The 17088-nt window shown below is 69.4% G+C and carries 18 protein-coding genes; 14 read left to right on the top strand and 4 right to left on the bottom strand.

Annotated elements, in window-relative coordinates:
• Window positions 1-7 precede the first annotated feature (7 nt).
• The 14 genes from ACTMTU_RS00285 (at window position 8) to ACTMTU_RS00220 (ending at window position 12118) form a co-directional block, all read left to right on the top strand.
• Window positions 8-577, top strand: a complete 570-nt coding sequence (locus tag ACTMTU_RS00285) for a GNAT family N-acetyltransferase (protein WP_441261348.1) — start codon at window positions 8-10, stop codon at window positions 575-577.
• A gap of 139 nt (window positions 578-716) precedes the next feature.
• On the top strand, window positions 717-800 hold the full coding sequence (locus ACTMTU_RS00280) for a putative leader peptide (RefSeq protein WP_310650533.1): 84 nt from the start codon (window positions 717-719) through the stop codon (window positions 798-800).
• A gap of 114 nt (window positions 801-914) precedes the next feature.
• Window positions 915-2612 (top strand): nitrite/sulfite reductase, encoded by a 1698-nt coding sequence (locus ACTMTU_RS00275; protein WP_441261347.1) that lies wholly within the window; start codon window positions 915-917, stop codon window positions 2610-2612.
• Window positions 2609-2788 (top strand): hypothetical protein, encoded by a 180-nt coding sequence (locus ACTMTU_RS00270; RefSeq protein ID WP_078951228.1) that lies wholly within the window; start codon window positions 2609-2611, stop codon window positions 2786-2788. The genes ACTMTU_RS00275 and ACTMTU_RS00270 overlap by 4 nt, the downstream gene beginning before the upstream one ends.
• Window positions 2785-3486 carry a phosphoadenylyl-sulfate reductase gene (locus ACTMTU_RS00265; RefSeq protein WP_441261346.1) on the top strand — a complete coding sequence of 234 codons (702 nt, stop codon included), beginning with the start codon at window positions 2785-2787 and terminating at the stop codon, window positions 3484-3486. The genes ACTMTU_RS00270 and ACTMTU_RS00265 overlap by 4 nt, the downstream gene beginning before the upstream one ends.
• A complete protein-coding gene (gene cysC / locus ACTMTU_RS00260; RefSeq protein WP_441261345.1) occupies window positions 3486-4052 on the top strand; it encodes an adenylyl-sulfate kinase in 567 nt (188 codons plus the stop codon). The genes ACTMTU_RS00265 and cysC overlap by 1 nt, the downstream gene beginning before the upstream one ends.
• Before the next feature lie 122 nt (window positions 4053-4174).
• A complete protein-coding gene (gene cysD / locus ACTMTU_RS00255) occupies window positions 4175-5110 on the top strand; it encodes a sulfate adenylyltransferase subunit CysD (RefSeq protein WP_441261344.1) in 936 nt (311 codons plus the stop codon).
• A 2-nt stretch (window positions 5111-5112) separates the two neighbouring features.
• Window positions 5113-6453, top strand: coding sequence for a sulfate adenylyltransferase subunit 1 (locus tag ACTMTU_RS00250; protein ID WP_441261343.1), 1341 nt, complete (start codon window positions 5113-5115; stop codon window positions 6451-6453).
• Window positions 6454-6671: 218 nt separating this feature from the next.
• Window positions 6672-7778 carry an ABC transporter substrate-binding protein gene (locus tag ACTMTU_RS00245; RefSeq protein WP_441261342.1) on the top strand — a complete coding sequence of 369 codons (1107 nt, stop codon included), beginning with the start codon at window positions 6672-6674 and terminating at the stop codon, window positions 7776-7778.
• Between the two features lie 37 nt (window positions 7779-7815).
• A complete protein-coding gene (locus ACTMTU_RS00240; protein WP_441261341.1) occupies window positions 7816-8610 on the top strand; it encodes an ABC transporter ATP-binding protein in 795 nt (264 codons plus the stop codon).
• Window positions 8597-9505 (top strand): ABC transporter permease, encoded by a 909-nt coding sequence (locus ACTMTU_RS00235; protein ID WP_441261340.1) that lies wholly within the window; start codon window positions 8597-8599, stop codon window positions 9503-9505. The genes ACTMTU_RS00240 and ACTMTU_RS00235 overlap by 14 nt, the downstream gene beginning before the upstream one ends.
• Window positions 9506-9511: 6 nt before the next feature.
• Window positions 9512-10249, top strand: coding sequence for a sirohydrochlorin chelatase (locus ACTMTU_RS00230; RefSeq protein WP_441261339.1), 738 nt, complete (start codon window positions 9512-9514; stop codon window positions 10247-10249).
• A gap of 91 nt (window positions 10250-10340) precedes the next feature.
• Complete coding sequence (locus tag ACTMTU_RS00225; RefSeq protein WP_441261338.1) at window positions 10341-10829, top strand: MarR family winged helix-turn-helix transcriptional regulator; 489 nt, start codon at window positions 10341-10343, stop codon at window positions 10827-10829.
• Window positions 10826-12118 carry an MFS transporter gene (locus ACTMTU_RS00220; RefSeq protein WP_441261337.1) on the top strand — a complete coding sequence of 431 codons (1293 nt, stop codon included), beginning with the start codon at window positions 10826-10828 and terminating at the stop codon, window positions 12116-12118. Before ACTMTU_RS00225 ends, ACTMTU_RS00220 begins: the two co-directional genes overlap by 4 nt.
• A gap of 49 nt (window positions 12119-12167) precedes the next feature.
• Here ACTMTU_RS00220 and ACTMTU_RS00215 read toward each other — a convergent pair whose 3' ends face one another.
• The 4 genes from ACTMTU_RS00215 to ACTMTU_RS00200 form a co-directional block, all read right to left on the bottom strand.
• Window positions 12168-14081: a multicopper oxidase family protein gene (locus ACTMTU_RS00215; RefSeq protein ID WP_441261336.1), complete on the bottom strand. Its 1914-nt coding sequence runs from the start codon at window positions 14079-14081 to the stop codon at window positions 12168-12170.
• Between the two features lie 220 nt (window positions 14082-14301).
• Window positions 14302-15087, bottom strand: a complete 786-nt coding sequence (locus ACTMTU_RS00210; RefSeq protein WP_441261335.1) for a gamma-glutamylcyclotransferase family protein — start codon at window positions 15085-15087, stop codon at window positions 14302-14304.
• A 72-nt stretch (window positions 15088-15159) separates the two neighbouring features.
• Window positions 15160-15708 carry a DUF1697 domain-containing protein gene (locus ACTMTU_RS00205; protein ID WP_441261334.1) on the bottom strand — a complete coding sequence of 183 codons (549 nt, stop codon included), beginning with the start codon at window positions 15706-15708 and terminating at the stop codon, window positions 15160-15162.
• 77 nt (window positions 15709-15785) lie between these two features.
• Window positions 15786-16985 (bottom strand): S8 family peptidase, encoded by a 1200-nt coding sequence (locus tag ACTMTU_RS00200; protein ID WP_441261333.1) that lies wholly within the window; start codon window positions 16983-16985, stop codon window positions 15786-15788.
• Window positions 16986-17088 lie beyond the last annotated feature (103 nt).

Genomic DNA, 17088 nt, shown 5'->3' with positions numbered 1-17088 from the left:
GTCGCGCATGAGCACCGTCACCGTGACCACCTGGTCCCTCGAACAGACCTCCCCCGACGACCAGCGGCCGTCGGCCGCCCCGGGGGAGGACATACGTGTCGTCCGCGCCGAGATCGCTTCGCCCGAGTTCAGCCGGTTCCTCTACACGGCGGTCGGCGGGGACGTCCGGTGGACGGACCGGCTGGGCAGGACGTACGCCGAGTGGCGGGAGCTGCTGGACCGCCCGGGGGTCGAGACGTGGGTCGCGTACGAGAAGGGGACGCCGGCCGGTTATGTGGAGCTCCAGGCACAGGACGACGGCGTGGTGGAGATCGTCTACTTCGGACTGATCCCTGCCTTCCGCGGCCGCCGGATCGGCGGTCATCTTCTGTCGGCCGGGGTGGCCCGTGCCTGGGACCTGGCGGAGCGGTGGCCGGGGATCGCGCCGACGAAGCGGGTGTGGCTGCACACCTGTTCCCTGGACGGTCCGCACGCGATGGACAACTACCTGCGGCGCGGGTTCCGTGTCTTCGACGAGAAGGTCACGCAGGAGGCGGAGGTCTCCGCTCCGGGCCCGTGGCCGGGTGCCGCGGTCTGAGCTGCCGAACGGTCCCGCCCGGGGGCGCGGCGTACGTTCTCCGGTGACCCATGACACACTGTCTCGCGATGCGGGACAGTGTTGTCCACATTTTGGATGAAGGTGGACTGGGTCCAAAGTCCCATGACACGCTTCCGTCATGTCCAGCACTGGAATTGCCTTGGTGAGTCGGCGGCACGTCGACCTCGGCCGCATGTCCAGCGCCATCTGTCCGGCCTGCTGAGAGTTCAGCACCGCCGCACTTCCGCATTTTCTTCACCCCGCCCTGCGCACCGTCGCGCTTCCCGCGAGTGTGCAGCTCAGAGCCGCCCTCCTGCAGTCTCGAAGGACTATCACCATGGCCGCCAGCCCTGAAAAGCCCGACTCCGTCACGCCCCGCCGCAAGGCCGGACGCCACCGTGGCGAGGGCCAGTGGGCCATGGGGCACCACACACCCCTGAACGGCAACGAGCAGACCAAGAAGGACGACGACGGTCTCAATGTGCGGACACGCATTGAGACGATCTACGCACACCGGGGCTTCGACTCGATCGACGGCGCCGATCTGCGCGGACGTATGCGCTGGTGGGGCCTCTACACCCAGCGCAAGCCCGGGATCGACGGCGGCAAGACCGCGATCCTGGAGCCGGAGGAGCTGGACGACGAGTTCTTCATGCTGCGCGTGCGTATCGACGGCGGGCGGCTGACGACCGAGCAGCTGCGGGTCATCGGCGAGATCTCGCAGGAGTTCGCCCGCGGCACCGCCGACCTCACCGACCGGCAGAACGTGCAGTACCACTGGATCCGGATCGAGGACGTCCCGGAGATCTGGCGGCGGCTCGAGGCCGTCGGCCTGTCGACGACCGAGGCCTGCGGTGACACGCCCCGCACCATCCTCGGCTCGCCGGTCGCCGGCATCGCCCAGGACGAGATCGTCGACGGCACCCCGGCCATCGAGGAGATCCACCGTCGGTTCATCGGCAACAAGGAATTCTCCAACCTGCCCCGCAAGTTCAAGACCGCGATCTCCGGATCGCCGCTGCTCGACGTGGCGCACGAGATCAACGACGTCGCCTTCGTCGGCGTCGAGCACCCCGAGCACGGCCCCGGCTTCGACCTCTGGGTCGGCGGCGGCCTTTCCACGAACCCCAAGCTCGGCGTCCGACTCGGCGCCTGGGTCCCGCTGGACGAGGTCCCCGACGCCTGGGAGGGCGTGGTCTCGATCTTCCGCGACTACGGCTACCGCCGGCTGCGCAACCGCGCCCGGCTGAAGTTCCTCGTCGCCGACTGGGGCCCCGAGAAGTTCCGCCAGGTCCTCGAGGACGAGTACTTGAAGCGCAAGCTCGTCGACGGTCCCGCCCCCGAGCAGCCCGCGCAGCAGTGGCGCGACCACATCGGCGTCCACCGCCAGCAGGACGGCCGCTTCTACGTCGGCTTCGCACCGCGCGTCGGCCGCGTCGACGGGGCGACCCTCAACAAGATCGCCGAGTTGGCGGAGAACCACGGCTCCGGCCGCGTGCGCACCACGGTCGAGCAGAAGATGATCGTGCTGGACGTGACGGAGGACCAGGTCGACTCGCTGGTCGCCGGCCTGGAGGCGCTGGACCTGCGGGTCACGCCCTCGCCTTTCCGGCGGGGCACGATGGCCTGCACCGGCATCGAGTTCTGCAAGCTGGCCATCGTCGAGACCAAGGGCCGCGGCTCCGCCCTCATCGACGAACTCGAGCGGCGGCTGCCCGAGTTCGAGGAGCCGCTCACCATCAACCTCAACGGCTGCCCCAACGCCTGCGCCCGGATCCAGACCGCGGACATCGGTCTCAAGGGCCAGCTCATGCTGGACGACGAGGGCAACCAGGTCGAGGGCTACCAGGTCCACCTCGGCGGCGCGCTGGGGCTCGACCCGGCGTTCGGCCGCAAGGTGCGCGGCCTGAAGGTCACCTCGGCCGAGCTTCCGGACTACGTGGAGCGGGTCCTCAGGCGCTTCGAGGCGGAGCGCGCGGACGGCGAGCGCTTCGCCACCTGGGCGGCCAGGGCCTCCGAGGAGGCCCTCTCATGAGCGAGCGTGCGGCACCGTTCTACTGCCCCTACTGCGGCGACGAGGATCTGCGCCCCAGCGAAGAAGGTCACGGCGCCTGGGAATGCGCGGCGTGCAACCGCGCATTCCAGTTGAAGTTCCTCGGTCTGCTGACGCGAGGGCTTCAGCGCAACGACGGTGGAGGGGAAGAGATATGACGACGGTTCAGGCCGGGCGGGATCTCAAGTCGCTGGCCGAACAGGCGGGCCGGGACCTCGAGGAGGCCTCCGCCCTGGAGATCCTCGAGTGGGCCGTGAAGACCTTCGGCCCGCGGTTCTGTGTCACCTCCTCGATGGAGGACGCGGTGGTCGCCCACCTCGCCTCCCGGGTGCTGCCCGGCGTGGATGTCGTCTTCCTCGACACCGGCTACCACTTCGAGGAGACCATCGGCACCCGCGACGCCGTGGACGCGGTGATGGACGTCAACGTCATCACGCTGACGCCCCGGCAGTCGGTGGCCGAGCAGGACGCCGAGTACGGCCCGAAGCTGCACGACCGCGACCCCGACCTGTGCTGCGCGCTGCGCAAGGTCAAGCCGCTCGAAGAGGGCCTGACCGCCTACGAAGCATGGGCCACGGGCCTGCGCCGCGACGAGTCCCCCACCCGGGCGAACACCCCGGTCGTCGGCTGGGACGAGAAGCGGCAGAAGGTCAAGGTCTCCCCGATCGCCCGCTGGACGCAGGACGACGTGGACGCCTACGTCGCCGAGCACGGCGTGCTCACCAACCCGCTGCTGACGGACGGCTACGCCTCCGTCGGCTGCGCGCCCTGCACCCGCCGGGTGCTCGAGGGCGAGGACGCGCGCGCCGGCCGCTGGGCCGGGCGGGGCAAGACCGAGTGCGGGCTGCACGGCTGATGACGTACACACCGGAGATTCAGGAGAAGGAAGTGACCGGAGCCACCATCTGGCTCACGGGTCTGCCGAGCGCCGGCAAGACCACCATCGCGTACGAGCTGGCGGGCCGGCTGCGCGCGGAGGGCCACCGTGTCGAGCTCCTCGACGGTGACGAGATCCGCGAGTTCCTCTCCGCGGGCCTCGGCTTCACCCGCGAGGACCGGCACACGAATGTCCAGCGGATCGGTTTCGTCGCCGAACTGCTGGCGTCCAACGGTGTGAAGGTCCTGGTGCCGGTCATCGCCCCGTACGCGGACAGCCGGGACGCGGTGCGTAAGCGCCACCTGAGCGAGGGCACGCCCTATCTGGAGGTGCACGTCGCCACTCCGGTCGAGGTCTGCTCGGTACGCGACGTGAAGGGCCTGTACGCGAAGCAGGCCGCGGGTGAGATCAGCGGACTGACCGGTGTCGACGACCCGTACGAGGAGCCCGAGTCGCCCGATCTGCGGATCGAGTCGCACGACCAGACCGTGCAGGAGTCCGCAGCGGCGCTCCACGCACTGCTCGGCGAGCGGGGCCTGCTGTGAGCGACGCAAGCGCGGGAGCCGGGCCGCAGCCGACCGCGATTCCCGCACCTTCGCGCCGTGCAGGCCGAGATGGGGGCACCTCCCAGGCGTCAGCACTGGGGGATCACGAAAGGGGTCACCGCATGACGACCGTCGCCACTGTTCACGAGGGCACCGACAGCCCGTACGCGCTCTCCCACCTGGACGCTCTCGAGTCGGAGGCCGTGCACATCTTCCGCGAGGTGGCGGGCGAGTTCGAGCGGCCGGTGATCCTCTTCTCCGGCGGCAAGGACTCGATCGTCATGCTGCACCTGGCGCTGAAGGCGTTCGCGCCGGCGCCGGTGCCGTTCTCGCTGCTGCACGTGGACACCGGTCACAACTTCCCCGAGGTGCTCGAGTACCGGGACCGCACCGTCGCCCGGCACGGGCTGCGGCTGCACGTCGCCTCGGTGCAGGAGTACATCGACGCCGGCAAGCTGCGCGAGCGGCCCGACGGCACCCGCAACCCGCTGCAGACCGTGCCGCTGACGGAGGCCATCCAGCAGCACCGTTTCGACGCGGTGTTCGGCGGCGGCCGGCGCGACGAGGAGAAGGCGCGCGCCAAGGAGCGGGTGTTCTCCCTGCGCGACGAGTTCTCGCAGTGGGACCCGCGCCGTCAGCGGCCGGAGCTGTGGCAGCTCTACAACGGCCGCCACGCGCCCGGCGAGCATGTGCGGGTCTTCCCGCTGTCCAACTGGACCGAGCTGGACGTGTGGCAGTACATCCAGCGGGAGAAGATCGAACTTCCCCAGATCTACTTCGCGCACGAGCGTGAGGTGTTCAAGCGGTCCGGCATGTGGCTGACCGCCGGCGAGTGGGGCGGCCCCAAGGACACGGAGACGCCGGAGAAGCGGCTGGTCCGCTACCGCACCGTCGGCGACATGTCCTGCACCGGCGCCGTCGACTCCGACGCCACCACGCTGGACGCCGTGATCGCCGAGATCGCCGCCTCCCGTCTCACCGAGCGGGGCGCGACCCGCGCCGACGACAAGCTGTCAGAGGCCGCGATGGAAGACCGCAAGCGCGAAGGGTACTTCTAAAGATGACCAGCCCCACCGAGCAGCTGGCCGAACAGCTCTCCGCCACCACCCTGCTGCGTTTCGCCACCGCCGGGTCCGTCGACGACGGCAAGTCCACCCTGGTCGGGCGGCTGCTGCACGACTCCAAGTCGGTCCTGGCCGACCAGCTCGAGGCCGTCGAGCACGCTTCCCGCAGCCGCGGCCAGGAGACCCCCGACCTGGCGCTGCTCACCGACGGCCTGCGGGCCGAGCGCGAGCAGGGCATCACCATCGACGTGGCGTACCGCTACTTCGCCACCCCGCGGCGGCGGTTCATCCTCGCCGACACCCCGGGCCATGTGCAGTACACCCGCAACATGGTCACCGGCGCGTCGACGGCGGAGCTCGCGGTCGTGCTGGTCGACGCCCGTAACGGCGTCGTCGAGCAGACCCGCCGCCACGCCGCGGTCGCCGCGCTGCTGCGCGTTCCGCATGTGGTGCTCGCCGTCAACAAGATGGACCTCGTGGACTACGCGGAGCCCGTCTTCGCGAAGATCGCCGAGGAGTTCACCGCGTACGCCGCCTCGCTGGGCGTCCCGGAGATCACCGCCATCCCGATCTCGGCGCTGGCAGGCGACAACGTGGTGGACCCGTCCGCGAACATGGACTGGTACGGCGGCCCGACCGTGCTCGAGCACCTCGAGACCGTCCCCGTCAGCCACGACCTGACGACCTGCCACGCCCGGCTGCCCGTGCAGTACGTGATCCGCCCGCAGACCGCCGAGCACCCCGACTACCGCGGCTACGCGGGGCAGATCGCCGCCGGCACCTTCCGCGTCGGTGAGTCGGTGACCGTGCTGCCCTCCGGCCGCACGTCGAAGATCTCCGGGATCGACCTGCTGGGCCGGTCCGTGGACGTGGCCTGGACGCCGCAGTCCGTCACGCTGCTGCTGGAGGACGACATCGACGTCTCCCGCGGCGACCTCATCGTCCCGAGCGACGACGCGCCCGCCACCACGCAGGACATCGAGGCGACCGTCTGCCATGTCGCGGACGAACCGCTCACCGTCGGCCAGCGGGTGCTGCTCAAGCACACCACCCGCACGGTCAAGGCGATCGTCAAGGAGATCCCCTCCAGGCTCACCCTCGACGACCTCTCCCAGCACCCTGAGCCCGGCCGGCTCGTCGCGAACGACATCGGCCGCGTCAAGGTCCGCACCGCGGAGCCGCTGGCCCTCGACTCGTACGCCCACTCCCGCCGCACCGGCTCGTTCCTGCTGATCGACCCGGCCGACGGCACCACACTCGCCGCCGGCATGGCCGGGGACGCGTTCGCCGCCGAGGACACGGCTCCCGCCGTGGACGACGAGGGCTGGGACTTCTGACGATGACCGACATCTTCTCGACCTTCGCCAAGGAGGGCGGCCGCGTCGGCAGCGGGGCGCTCGGCGCGGGCACGGGCGGGGTGGCGCGATGTGCGCGATGACGTACGCGCACCGCATGCGCGCCCGCACCCCGCACCGCCGAAGACCCCGCTTGTCCGCCGACGACCCGGCAGCGTCGCACATGACGTGAGACCGGGCCTACGAGAGGAAATCCTCCCGTGCCAGCCACCCGTACCTTCCTGAGGCGCGGCTTCGCCGCCGCCGCCGTGCCGCTCCTCGCCGTCGTCCTGACGGCCTGCGGCTACGGCTCCCAGGCCAAGGACGACTCGGTCGCTCCCGCAGCCAAGGGCGAGAAGACCGGCGGTCTCGACACCGTGAGGATCGGGTACTTCCCGAACCTCACCCACGCCACCGCCCTGGTCGGTGACCAGCAGGGCATCATCCAGAAGGAACTGGGCGGCACCAAGGTGTCGGCCTCGACCTTCAACGCCGGTCCCTCGGAGATCGAGGCCCTCAACGCCGGGTCCATCGACATCGGCTTCATCGGTCCCTCGCCGGCGATCAACGGCTATGTGAAGTCCAAGGGCGAAAGCCTGCGGATCATCGGCGGCTCCGCCTCCGGCGGGGTGAAGCTGGTGGTGAACCCGAAGAAGATCAAGAGCGTCGGGGACCTCAAGGGCAAGCGGATCGCCACCCCGCAGCTCGGCAACACCCAGGACGTCGCGTTCCTCAACTGGATCGCGGAGCAGGGCTGGAAGGTCGACGCGGAGACCGGCAAGGGCGACGTCTCCGTGGTCCGCACCGAGAACAAGGTCACTCCGAACGCCTATCTGTCCGGTTCGGTCGACGGCGCCTGGGTGCCGGAGCCGACCGCGTCGAAGCTGGTGAGCGACGGCGCGAAGGTGCTGCTGGACGAGTCGGACCTGTGGCCGGACAAGAAGTTCGTGATCACGAACATCATCGTGTCGCAGACGTTCCTCGCCGAGCACCCGGAGGTCGTCGAGGCGGTGCTGCGCGGCACGGTGAGGACGAACGCCTGGATCAACGCCAACCCCGACAAGGCGAAGGAAGCGGCGAACACGAAGCTCCAGGAGCTGACCGGCAAGCCGCTGCCGCCCGAGGTCATCGACCCGGCGTGGAAGTCGATCCGCTTCACCGACGACCCCCTGGCCGCCACCCTCGACGCGCAGGCGGACCACGCGGTGCGGACGGGCCTGCTCCAGCAGCCCGACCTCGCCGGGATCTACGACCTGAAGCCGTTGAACAAGGTCCTCGCGGCCGAAGGCCGGCCCGAGGTCGCCGACGCCGGACTCGGCGCCAAGTAACCCGTAAAACATCCGACTTCCCCAGGAGGTGACGACCATGGCCACTGCCATCGCCAAGGCCGAGGACCGCGTCGGTGTCGAGCACGAGTACGCGGCTCGCATCGGGCATGTCTCCAAGTCCTTCAACGGGCCCACCGGGCCGCAGCTCGTCCTGGACGACATCACGCTCGATGTCGCGCCGGGCGAGTTCGTCACCCTTCTGGGAGCCTCGGGCTGCGGCAAGTCGACGCTGCTGAACCTGGTCGCGGGACTCGACCGGCCGACCGTGGGGTCCATCGAGACCCCCGGCGGGCGGCCGGCCCTGATGTTCCAGGAGCACGCGCTGTTCCCGTGGCTGACCGCGGGCAAGAACATCGAGCTCGCGCTGCGGCTGCGCGGGGTGCCGAAGGGAGCCCGGCGCGAGGAGGCGGAGCGGCTGCTGGAGCTGGTGCGGCTCGGCGGCGCGTTCGGCAAGCGGGTGCACGAGCTGTCCGGCGGTATGCGGCAGCGGGTCGCGATGGCGCGGGCCCTGGCGCAGGACAGCCAACTGCTGCTGATGGACGAGCCGTTCGCGGCGCTCGACGCCATCACCCGCGATGTGCTGCACGACGAGCTCACCCGTATCTGGCGGGAGACGAACGTCTCGGTCCTGTTCGTCACGCACAACGTCCGCGAGGCGGTGCGCCTCGCCCAGCGGGTGGTGCTGCTGTCGTCGCGGCCGGGACGGGTGGCGCGGGAGTGGACCGTGGACATCGACCAGCCGCGACGTATCGAGGACCCCGCCGTGGCGGAGCTGTCCGTCGAGATCACCGAAGAACTGCGTGGGGAGATCCGCCGACATGGCCAGCACTGATACGACCGGGACGGCCACCGGGAAGGGCGCGGCGAGGTCCGACGATCTGGCGGGGCTCGAGGCGGGCCTCGACGCGCTCGACGCGGTGCAGGTGAACCGCACGCCGGTGCGCGAGGTGCTGCTGAAGAAGGTCCTGCCGCCGGTCACCGCCGTGGCGCTGGTGCTGGTGGCCTGGCAGGGGCTCGTGTGGGCGGAGGTCGCCCCGGACTACAAGCTGCCCGCGCCGTCCACGGTGTGGGACGGCCTGTCCGACATGTGGCTTCAGGGCACGTTGTTCGAGGTCATCTGGACCAGCGTCTCCCGCGGTCTGCTGGGCTTCCTGCTGGCGCTCGCCATCGGCACACCGCTCGGCCTGCTGGTGTCACGGGTGAGGTTCGTGCGCGCGGCGATCGGTCCGATCCTGTCCGGGCTCCAGTCGCTGCCGTCGGTCGCCTGGGTGCCGCCCGCCGTGATCTGGCTCGGCCTGAACGACTCGATGATGTTCGCCGTCATCCTTCTGGGCGCGGTCCCCTCGATCGCCAACGGCCTGGTCTCCGGCGTGGACCAGGTGCCGCCGCTGTTCCTCCGGGCGGGCCGCACGCTCGGCGCGACCGGGCTGCGGGGCACCTGGCACATCGTGATGCCGGCGGCGCTGCCGGGCTACGTGGCGGGGCTGAAGCAGGGCTGGGCGTTCTCCTGGCGGTCGCTGATGGCGGCGGAGATCATCGCCTCCTCGCCCGATCTGGGGCTCGGGCTCGGCCAGTTGCTGGAGAACGGCCGCAACAACGCCGACATGCCGGGCGTGTTCCTCGCCATCCTCCTGATCCTGATCGTCGGTATCGCGATCGACCTGCTGGTCTTCAGTCCGCTGGAGCGGTGGATCCTGCGCAGCCGCGGTCTTCTCGTCAGGAGCTGACCGCCGATGCACAGCCCTGTCCTCCTTGTCGTCGCGCACGGCAGCCGTGACCCGCGGCACGCGGCGACCGTCCACGCCCTGACCCGGCGGGTGTCCTCGCTGCGGCCGGGGCTGCGGGTGGAGACGGCGTTCCTCGACTTCAACGCCCCGGCGGTGCCGCAGGTCCTCGGCCGGCTGGCGGCCGAGGGGGTCCGGGACGTGGTGGCGCTGCCGCTGCTGCTGACCCGCGCCTTCCACGCCAAGGCCGACATCCCGGCGGTCCTGCGCCAGGCGCCTCCGGCGCTGCGGATCCGCCAGGCGGAGGTCCTCGGCCCGTCGCCACTGCTGCTGGCCTCCGTCCAGCGGCGGCTGTACGAGGCGGGTCTCACGCCGGCGGACATGAGCTCGACGGGCCTGGTGCTGGCCGCCGCGGGCTCCACAGACCCGGAGGCGATCGCAGTGATCGCTCAGACAGCGCGGGAGCTGCGGCACACCGGTTGGTGCGCCGTGCGGCCTGCGTTCGCCTCCGCATCCCTTCCCCGTACCGAGGGCGCGGTCCGCGCGCTGCGGGCCGACGGCTGCGCGCGGGTGGCCGTGGCCCCGTACGTGATCGCTCCCGGCCGGCTGCCCGACCGCATCGCGGCGGGCGCCGCGGAGGCGGACGTGGTGGCGGACGTGCTGGGCGACTCGCCGGAGCTGGCGCGGCTGCTGCTGCGCCGCTACGACGAGGCGGGGGTTCAGCACCTGCTGGCGGCCACCGCCTGACCGACCCGACGCCGGGCCTTCGCCGCTCCCCGAAGCGTGACAGCGCTGCTCGGTCGGGCCCAATTTATCACAGCACTGTTATATTAGCGCTGTGACATCTTCCGATCCCACGGCACTTCCCGATCCCTGGCACTCCCTGCACGAACTCCTGGCCGCCATGGACGCGGAGATCGAGCAGCTCTACGTCGAGCGCGGCATCGAGGGGGTGAGGCCCAGATTCGCCTATCCGCTGATCCGGCTCGCCCACACCGGACCACTGACCATTCGCGAGCTTGCGAAGTCCCTGAACCGCTCGCACTCCGCGATCAGCCAGACCGTCGCCGCCATGCGCAAGGAGGATCTCGTCACCTCCGAGCCGGGGCCCGACGCCCGCACCCGGCGAATCGACCTGACAGAGCGCGGCCGATCGCTGGTGCCGGTCCTGGAGGCGGAGTGGCGCGCCACCCACAAGACGGTCGCCGAGCTGGACAGCGAGATCCCGTACGCGATGACCACCGTTGTCGAGGAGGTACGGCGGGCACTGGAACACCGGTCGATGCGGCAGCGGATCCTCGACCACCTCGTCGAGCCACCGCGATGAAGGGATGTGTCCGTGTCCGGTTCCTCGACACCCGCCCGCTGCGTAGCAGTCAGTCGTTCCGCGACCTGTGGATCGGCACCTCCGCCTCGCAACTCGGCGGGCAGATGGCCAACGTGGCGGTGCTGGCCCAGGTCTGGGACCTGACCGGCAGCCCGGTGAGCACCGGCGCCATCGGCCTCGTCACCGGCCTGCCGATGGTGCTGTTCGGGCTGCTCGGCGGCACGTTGGCCGACACCTTCGACCGCCGTGCGGTGGTGCGGGCCACCACCGTGGGCCAACTGCTGGCCGCCGCGGGGCTGTGTGCCCTGGCCATGGCGGACAACCGCAACGTGCTGCCGCTGTTCGCCCTGGTGGCCGTGGGGACGAGCTGCAGCGCTCTCGGAGCTCCTGCCCGGCGCACCTTCCCGGTCCGGCTGCTGCCGGGCGACCAGGTCGCGGCCGGTCTTGCGCTGACCAACCTGTCCTTTCAGGCAGCGATGCTGATCGGTCCGGCGACGGCCGGGCTGATCATCGCTCGCTGGGACTTCGCTGCCGCATACGCGATCCAGGCCGTGGCCGTGGCCGTCTCGATGCTCGCGGTGATCCGCCTGCCGGCCATGCGGCCCGAAGGCGTCGACGCGGCAGGCGGCAGGCGCCGGCCGGAGCGTGGCGGTTGGCGGATCGTCCTGCGCCGCCCGACGCTGTGGGGCTCGATGGCCACCGACCTGTCCGCGACGCTGCTCGCCATGCCCATCGCGCTCTTCCCGCTGGTCAACGAGATCCGCTTCGGGGGAAACCCGCAGACCCTCGGTCTGTTCCTCTCGGCCGTCGCCGTCGGAGGGATCACGGCCGGTCTGCTCTCCGGGACGGTGACGCGTCGGCGCCGTGCCGGCCTGGTACAGCTCTCCGCAGCCGGTGTCTGGGGCCTGGCGCTGGCCTGTTTCGGCCTGGCGGGGCCGTTGTGGCTGGCGCTCGGCTGTCTGGCCGTGGCGGGCGCTGCCGACACCGTGTCCGTCGTCACCCGCGGTGCCCTGGTCCAATTGGAAACCCCGGACGCGTACCGGGGGCGGGTCTCCTCGGTGGAACACGTCATCGGTGTCGCGGGCCCCGAGCTCGGCAACTTCCGTGGTGGCCTGTTGGCGTCGGCCACCTCCGCCTCCTTCTCCCTGGTCTTCGGCGGGCTGTCCGCCGTCCTGGCGATCGCCGCCGTGTCCGCGACGAACGCGCCCCTTCGCGCCTACCGCACGCCGCCCGCTGCCGCGAAGCCGACTGCCCCTGGAGTCGCCGACGCGGCGGCGGCCGCTGGTTAGGTCCGGGCCCCTTGGACCCGGACCGGCACACGCGGGTCGCTGTATCCCGTCATTTGCTGTGGCCGCCGTCGTGGCCGCCGTCGTCGTCGTGGTCGCCATCGGGGCCGACGATCGTCCATGGGCGCATCAGGTCGTCGTCCTCGTGTTCGAGAATGTGGCAGTGGTGGATGTATGTCGCCGGCAATGTGGTGCCGCTGCCCGGAATGGACGCGATCGTACCCATCGGCGGGCTGAACTCCTGAGTGATGATTCTGGTCACCGTCTCCGGATAGGACTTGACCGTGTCCTTGTAGGACCGCGCTTCGTCCGGGTCCGGCGGAATCGGTGGGCCGGTGAGATAGTTCGCCAGCACCGGCCGGTCCTCCGGTCTGCGACCACCGTCAAGCCACTTCTCGTAATCCGCCTGGTAGCCGGCAGCGTCGATCGGCTGCCTGTTCAGCACCTGGAAGTTGATGAGGTGGACATGCATCGGGTGGGCGTCGTGGTTGGGATTGATGTACTCCCAGATCTCGGTCGAGCCCGCCTTGATGAAGTCCTGGGACGGCTCCATGAACGGCACGGCGTTGAACGTCATGGTGCCGAAGAGCTCGTGCTGGTACAGGACCCATTCCCGTCGGCGAATGTCCGGTTTCGGCTCGATGGGCGCTACTGCCGGCAGCTTCAGCTTCTGGGGCGGCGTCGTCCTGTCCGCGCCTCCTGACAGTGGTTTGGTGACCCGGAACTGCATGATTTCCGAGATTTCCGGTCCGCCCCCGCCGGGGAAGTGCACCGGCGCGTTGTAGTTCGTCAGGGTGACGTTCGTGCCCATGGGCATCTCACTGAAGTCGACGATCAGGTCGTAGCGCTCGGCCGACCCGATCAGGAAGTTCAGCATGCGCAACGGGGCACGGAAGCCGCCGTCCGTGCCGATCAGCCAGAACGGCAGTGTGGGCTGAGGCAGTACGTCCCTCGGAACGTCGAACCTGAGCCGCCAGAAGCGCTCGTTCGAAGCGTTGAGAATGCGCAGCCGGTAGCGTCGTGGCTCGACGGCCAGGAACGGGTACGCCTTCCCGTTGACGACCGGGGTGTCCTCGCCTTCCCGCTGGGTCATGGTGTAGGCGAGCGAGCCGTCCTTGTGGAAGGTGCGGTCCTGCAGGATGAGGGGGACCTCGAATTCGCCTTGCGGCAGTCCGAGACGCTCATCGGCGGGGTCACGAACGAGGTAGAGACCGGCGAGTCCGGCATAGACGTTGAGGCTGGTCATCCCCATGCCGTGATCGTGATACCAGAGCATGGAGGAGAGTTCGCGGTTGGTGTAGGCGCAGATCGCTTCGTTGCGTTCGACCCGGCTCGGGTCCAGGGTGGTGTACGACGCGGCGTGGACGCCGTCCGGGCTGAACGAATGCAGCGGCGCACCGTCGGACTGCGGTGCTGTGAAACCGCCGTGCTGGTGCACGACATTCCACACGTTGACATTCTTGGGAAAAGGAAGCTCGCTCTTGTAGGGAGGCGGAGCGACAGGGGTGAGCTGAGGGTCCCCGCCGCGAATGCCGTCGATCACGGACTGGAACAGGTGGGTGGTCGGCAGTTTGTTGCGCCACTTGACGACCGTCGGACGGTCCTTGGTCACGCTGATGGTCGGCCCGAGATAGCCCATGCCGATCGCCTTGCGGGGATCCTGGGGGTTCCTGGCCCAGTAACCCCACACGGTCGCCGGCCCGAGATCCCGGTGGAAGCGCCATGAGCCCTTCCGCATCGTGACCTCGTAGTAGTCGGCGCCCGGATAGGCGGAAGGATCCGGGACGGCTGTCACCGGCCTGGGCAGCGCGTCGACAAATTTCTTCAGCACAGGGGTCTGCGGGATGTCCGCAGTTCCTGACCCGTGACCGTGACCCGCCCCTGTCCCGTTACCCGTCGAGGATGCGCCCGTGCTGCCGGAACACCCCGTGGAAAGCATGGCTGCACCTCCCATGGCACCGGCCATGAGAAATTCCCTTCGCCCGACCATCGTCTCCGGCCTTCCCGTCGCCTCACGTGACGCTCAAGGCATACAGGGCTGTTCCGGAACGTTGGCGCAGAACACCGGCCCGGTCCGGCAAAGACACTCGTTGAGCCGATCTACGCAGCCATCGGACAGGCGCGGGAATGGGAATCAAGTTATTACTGCCGGTCTGAATACATGTAAACTTTCTGACCGGTCAGGTTCAACCACGGGGCAGCGTGATCCTGCCGAAGAGGTCCTCTCCGAGTTCGTCACGGATCAGTGTGTCGATGGCGTCGGCGCGAGGGACGTACACAAAGGGCCGCCAGGGGTGGATCCGGTCGTTGAACCATGGCGTCTGCCAGTCGGATGTGGTTCTGATGAATTCTGCGGCGAATCGAGCCTCTCGGGCTTCTGGATACCTGTCCTCGTTTTCCAGACACCCGTCCAGGCATACGTCCACATAGGACTGGACGATGGGGAAGCGCTCGCTCGGGAAACGCTGGGCGACGTTGGCGAAATACCACACAGTGCCCACCGGAGGGCTCTTACTGCCGTCCAGCATGGAAATGTCGCGTGACGGGATCCGCGTGATCCGGTACCCGGATTCACGTCGCGCGAAGGCCCTGAGTTCCTCTGGTGCGACGGGGAAGATGACGCCATTGCATGTGGCGCCTTCCTTGGGAACGGCCCCCAAGTACGTGGGACTCCAACTGGCCGTGTCCACCCGGTCGTACCAGCCGCGACCGATTCCCCGGACGACCGCCGGTACAGCTTCTTCCGCGTTGCGCCACGTCGAGGTTCGCGATTCACGCTGCACCAGGGACCCGTACCCGAAGATGTAGTTGCGCCCCGTGAGCGACGGCAAAGGTTCCGCTTCCGCCGCCGGTTCGGACTTCGTGGGACCCGTATCGCTACAGGCGCCCACGAACGCGCCGCCCACCCCGAGGGCAATGATCCCGCCCAGTTGAATCGCTCTGCGCCGTTCGACGGCACACTCAAGGTCCATGGTGTCTCCAGGCTGCACGGTACGAACCAGGGGTCTTGTCGGAGTCCGCCCGGCGCCGGCTCCGGCGCCGGGTCAGTCGCGGGTCATCTCCACCAGTTTGACGACGGTGTTCCAGTTGCGGCTGGTGGCGACGACGCCCTTGAGCAGCCCCGGCCTGGAGAGCGCCGCCGCGAGCTTGGAGCGGCCGAGGCCTTCCGGCGCGTACAGATACAGTGCGCGGTCGCCCAGCCGGAACTCCTCCGGCAGGTAGGCCGCGGCGTCGACGGGTGCGAACCGGTCGGGAGTGACCCGCTCGGAGAAGTACGTGACGTGGAGCTGCTTGCCCTGGAGCGAGGCGGCGGGGAACGGGCAGGCGTCGGCGACCGCCTTCAGATACCGCCCGTCGCGCACCAGCACGTCGACATGGAAGCCGAACGCCTCCTCGATCGCCTGCTCCAGGCCGGCGGCGAGCGCGTCCTCGTCCTTCTCCTGGCTGCTGAAGACGGCGTTGCCGCTCTGGAGATAGGTCGCGACATCGACGTGGCCCAAGTCGCCGATGAGCCCCCGCAGTCGCGCCATGGGGACCTGCTTGCCCGCACCCACGTTGATCCCGCGGAGCAGTGCCGCGTACGTCGTCGTCATGCTCGAACAATAGGGCGGTCGCCGTGCCCCGTGGGGGAGGGCACGGCGACCGCCGGTTCAGCGACGTGGGCCGTCGGTCACTCGACGACCTTCAGCAGCTTGTTGGGCGCGCCCGCGCCCGGGTTCGAGATCTTGTCCGCCGTGGCGCCCTCGGTGAGCGCCGTGGCGACCTGCTCCGGGGTCGCGTCCTGGTGACCCGCGAGGTAGACCGCCGCGGCGCCGACGACGTGCGGAGTCGCCATCGACGTGCCGGAGATGGTCTTGGTGCCCTCGTCGCTGTCGTTCCACGACGAGGTGATGTCGGAGCCGGGGGCGTAGATGTCCACGACCTCACCGAAGTTGGAGAAGTCCGACTGGGCGTCCTCCTTGGTGGAGGAGGCGACCGTGATGGCCTCCTGCACCCGCGACGGCGAGCCCTGGCCCGCGTCGGAGGACTCGTTGCCGGCCGCGACACCGAAGGTGACACCGGCGGCGATGGCCTTGCGGACCGCCTCGTCGAGGGCCTCGTCGGCGCCGCCGCCGAGGCTCATGTTGGCGACGGACGGGCCCTGGTGGTTCTGGGTGACCCAGTCGATGCCCGCGACGACCTGCTCGGTGGTGCCGGAGCCGTTGTCGTCGAGCACCCGGACGGCGACGATCTTCGCCTTCTTGGCGACACCGTGCGCCGCGCCGGCGATGGTGCCCGCCACGTGCGTGCCGTGGCCGTTGCCGTCGTCGGCGGAGTCGTCGTTGTCCACGGCGTCGAAGCCGTGGGCGGCGCGGCCCTCGAAGTCCTTGTGGGAGATCCGGACCCCGGTGTCGATGACGTACGCGGTCACGCCTTCACCGGCGCTGTCCGGGTAGTTGTACTTGGTGTCCCCGGCCGTGTCGGCCTGGTCGACCCGGTCGAGACCCCAGGACGGCGGGTTGTCCTGGGTGGCGTTGATGGTGAACTTCTTGTTCTGGACGACCTTGGCGACGGCCGGGTCGGCGGCGAGGCGCTTGGCCTCCGTCTCGGTCAGACCGCTGGCGGAGAAGCCGTTGATGGCGGAGCTGTAGTTGCGCTGCAGCTTGCCGCCGTACTCCTTGGCCAGGCTCTTCTTGTCGGTCTTCTCGTCCAGCATGACGATGTAGCTGCCGGCGACGGCGCCTTCGGCGTGCGCACCGTAGATCTTGCCCTCGGCCGGAGCGGCCGCCCCGGCGAAGGACGTGTTGAGAAGCGTGACGCCTGCTGCGGCGGCCACGGCGGTTATGGCGGCGGTGAGCTTGATCCTGCTCGCGCGCTTGTGAGTTGCCATGAAGAGGGGTCTCCTCGTCATCAATTTTTGTGGGGGGATCGCCCCGCGGACGGAAGATCTCCGGGGGCTGGCTCGAAACCCTGACCGATTGACGCGCCCAGAT

Origin of the sequence: Streptomyces sp. OZ13 (assembly GCF_052068155.1) — a bacterium.
Lineage (GTDB): Bacteria > Actinomycetota > Actinomycetes > Streptomycetales > Streptomycetaceae > Streptomyces.
Note: the sequence above shows the minus strand (reverse complement) of the source record. Positions and strands in the feature narration are given on the sequence as shown.

Bases quoted from the DNA above. Each gene is read 5' to 3' on its own strand.
- ACTMTU_RS00265 (WP_441261346.1), top strand. From the start codon at position 2,785: ATGACGACGGTTCAGGCCGGGCGGGATCTCAAGTCGCTGGCCGAACAG.
- cysD (WP_441261344.1), top strand. From the start codon at position 4,175: ATGACGACCGTCGCCACTGTTCACGAGGGCACCGACAGCCCGTACGCG.
- cysC (WP_441261345.1), top strand. From the start codon at position 3,486: ATGACGTACACACCGGAGATTCAGGAGAAGGAAGTGACCGGAGCCACC.
- ACTMTU_RS00275 (WP_441261347.1), top strand. From the start codon at position 915: ATGGCCGCCAGCCCTGAAAAGCCCGACTCCGTCACGCCCCGCCGCAAG.
- ACTMTU_RS00240 (WP_441261341.1), top strand. From the start codon at position 7,816: ATGGCCACTGCCATCGCCAAGGCCGAGGACCGCGTCGGTGTCGAGCAC.
- ACTMTU_RS00280 (WP_310650533.1), top strand. From the start codon at position 717: ATGTCCAGCACTGGAATTGCCTTGGTGAGTCGGCGGCACGTCGACCTC.
- ACTMTU_RS00205 (WP_441261334.1), bottom strand. From the start codon at position 15,708: ATGACGACGACGTACGCGGCACTGCTCCGCGGGATCAACGTGGGTGCG.
- ACTMTU_RS00250 (WP_441261343.1), top strand. From the start codon at position 5,113: ATGACCAGCCCCACCGAGCAGCTGGCCGAACAGCTCTCCGCCACCACC.
- ACTMTU_RS00215 (WP_441261336.1), bottom strand. From the start codon at position 14,081: ATGGCCGGTGCCATGGGAGGTGCAGCCATGCTTTCCACGGGGTGTTCC.
- ACTMTU_RS00235 (WP_441261340.1), top strand. From the start codon at position 8,597: ATGGCCAGCACTGATACGACCGGGACGGCCACCGGGAAGGGCGCGGCG.
- ACTMTU_RS00210 (WP_441261335.1), bottom strand. From the start codon at position 15,087: ATGGACCTTGAGTGTGCCGTCGAACGGCGCAGAGCGATTCAACTGGGC.
- ACTMTU_RS00270 (WP_078951228.1), top strand. From the start codon at position 2,609: ATGAGCGAGCGTGCGGCACCGTTCTACTGCCCCTACTGCGGCGACGAG.
- ACTMTU_RS00285 (WP_441261348.1), top strand. From the start codon at position 8: ATGAGCACCGTCACCGTGACCACCTGGTCCCTCGAACAGACCTCCCCC.
- ACTMTU_RS00200 (WP_441261333.1), bottom strand. From the start codon at position 16,985: ATGGCAACTCACAAGCGCGCGAGCAGGATCAAGCTCACCGCCGCCATA.
- ACTMTU_RS00220 (WP_441261337.1), top strand. From the start codon at position 10,826: ATGAAGGGATGTGTCCGTGTCCGGTTCCTCGACACCCGCCCGCTGCGT.
- ACTMTU_RS00230 (WP_441261339.1), top strand. From the start codon at position 9,512: ATGCACAGCCCTGTCCTCCTTGTCGTCGCGCACGGCAGCCGTGACCCG.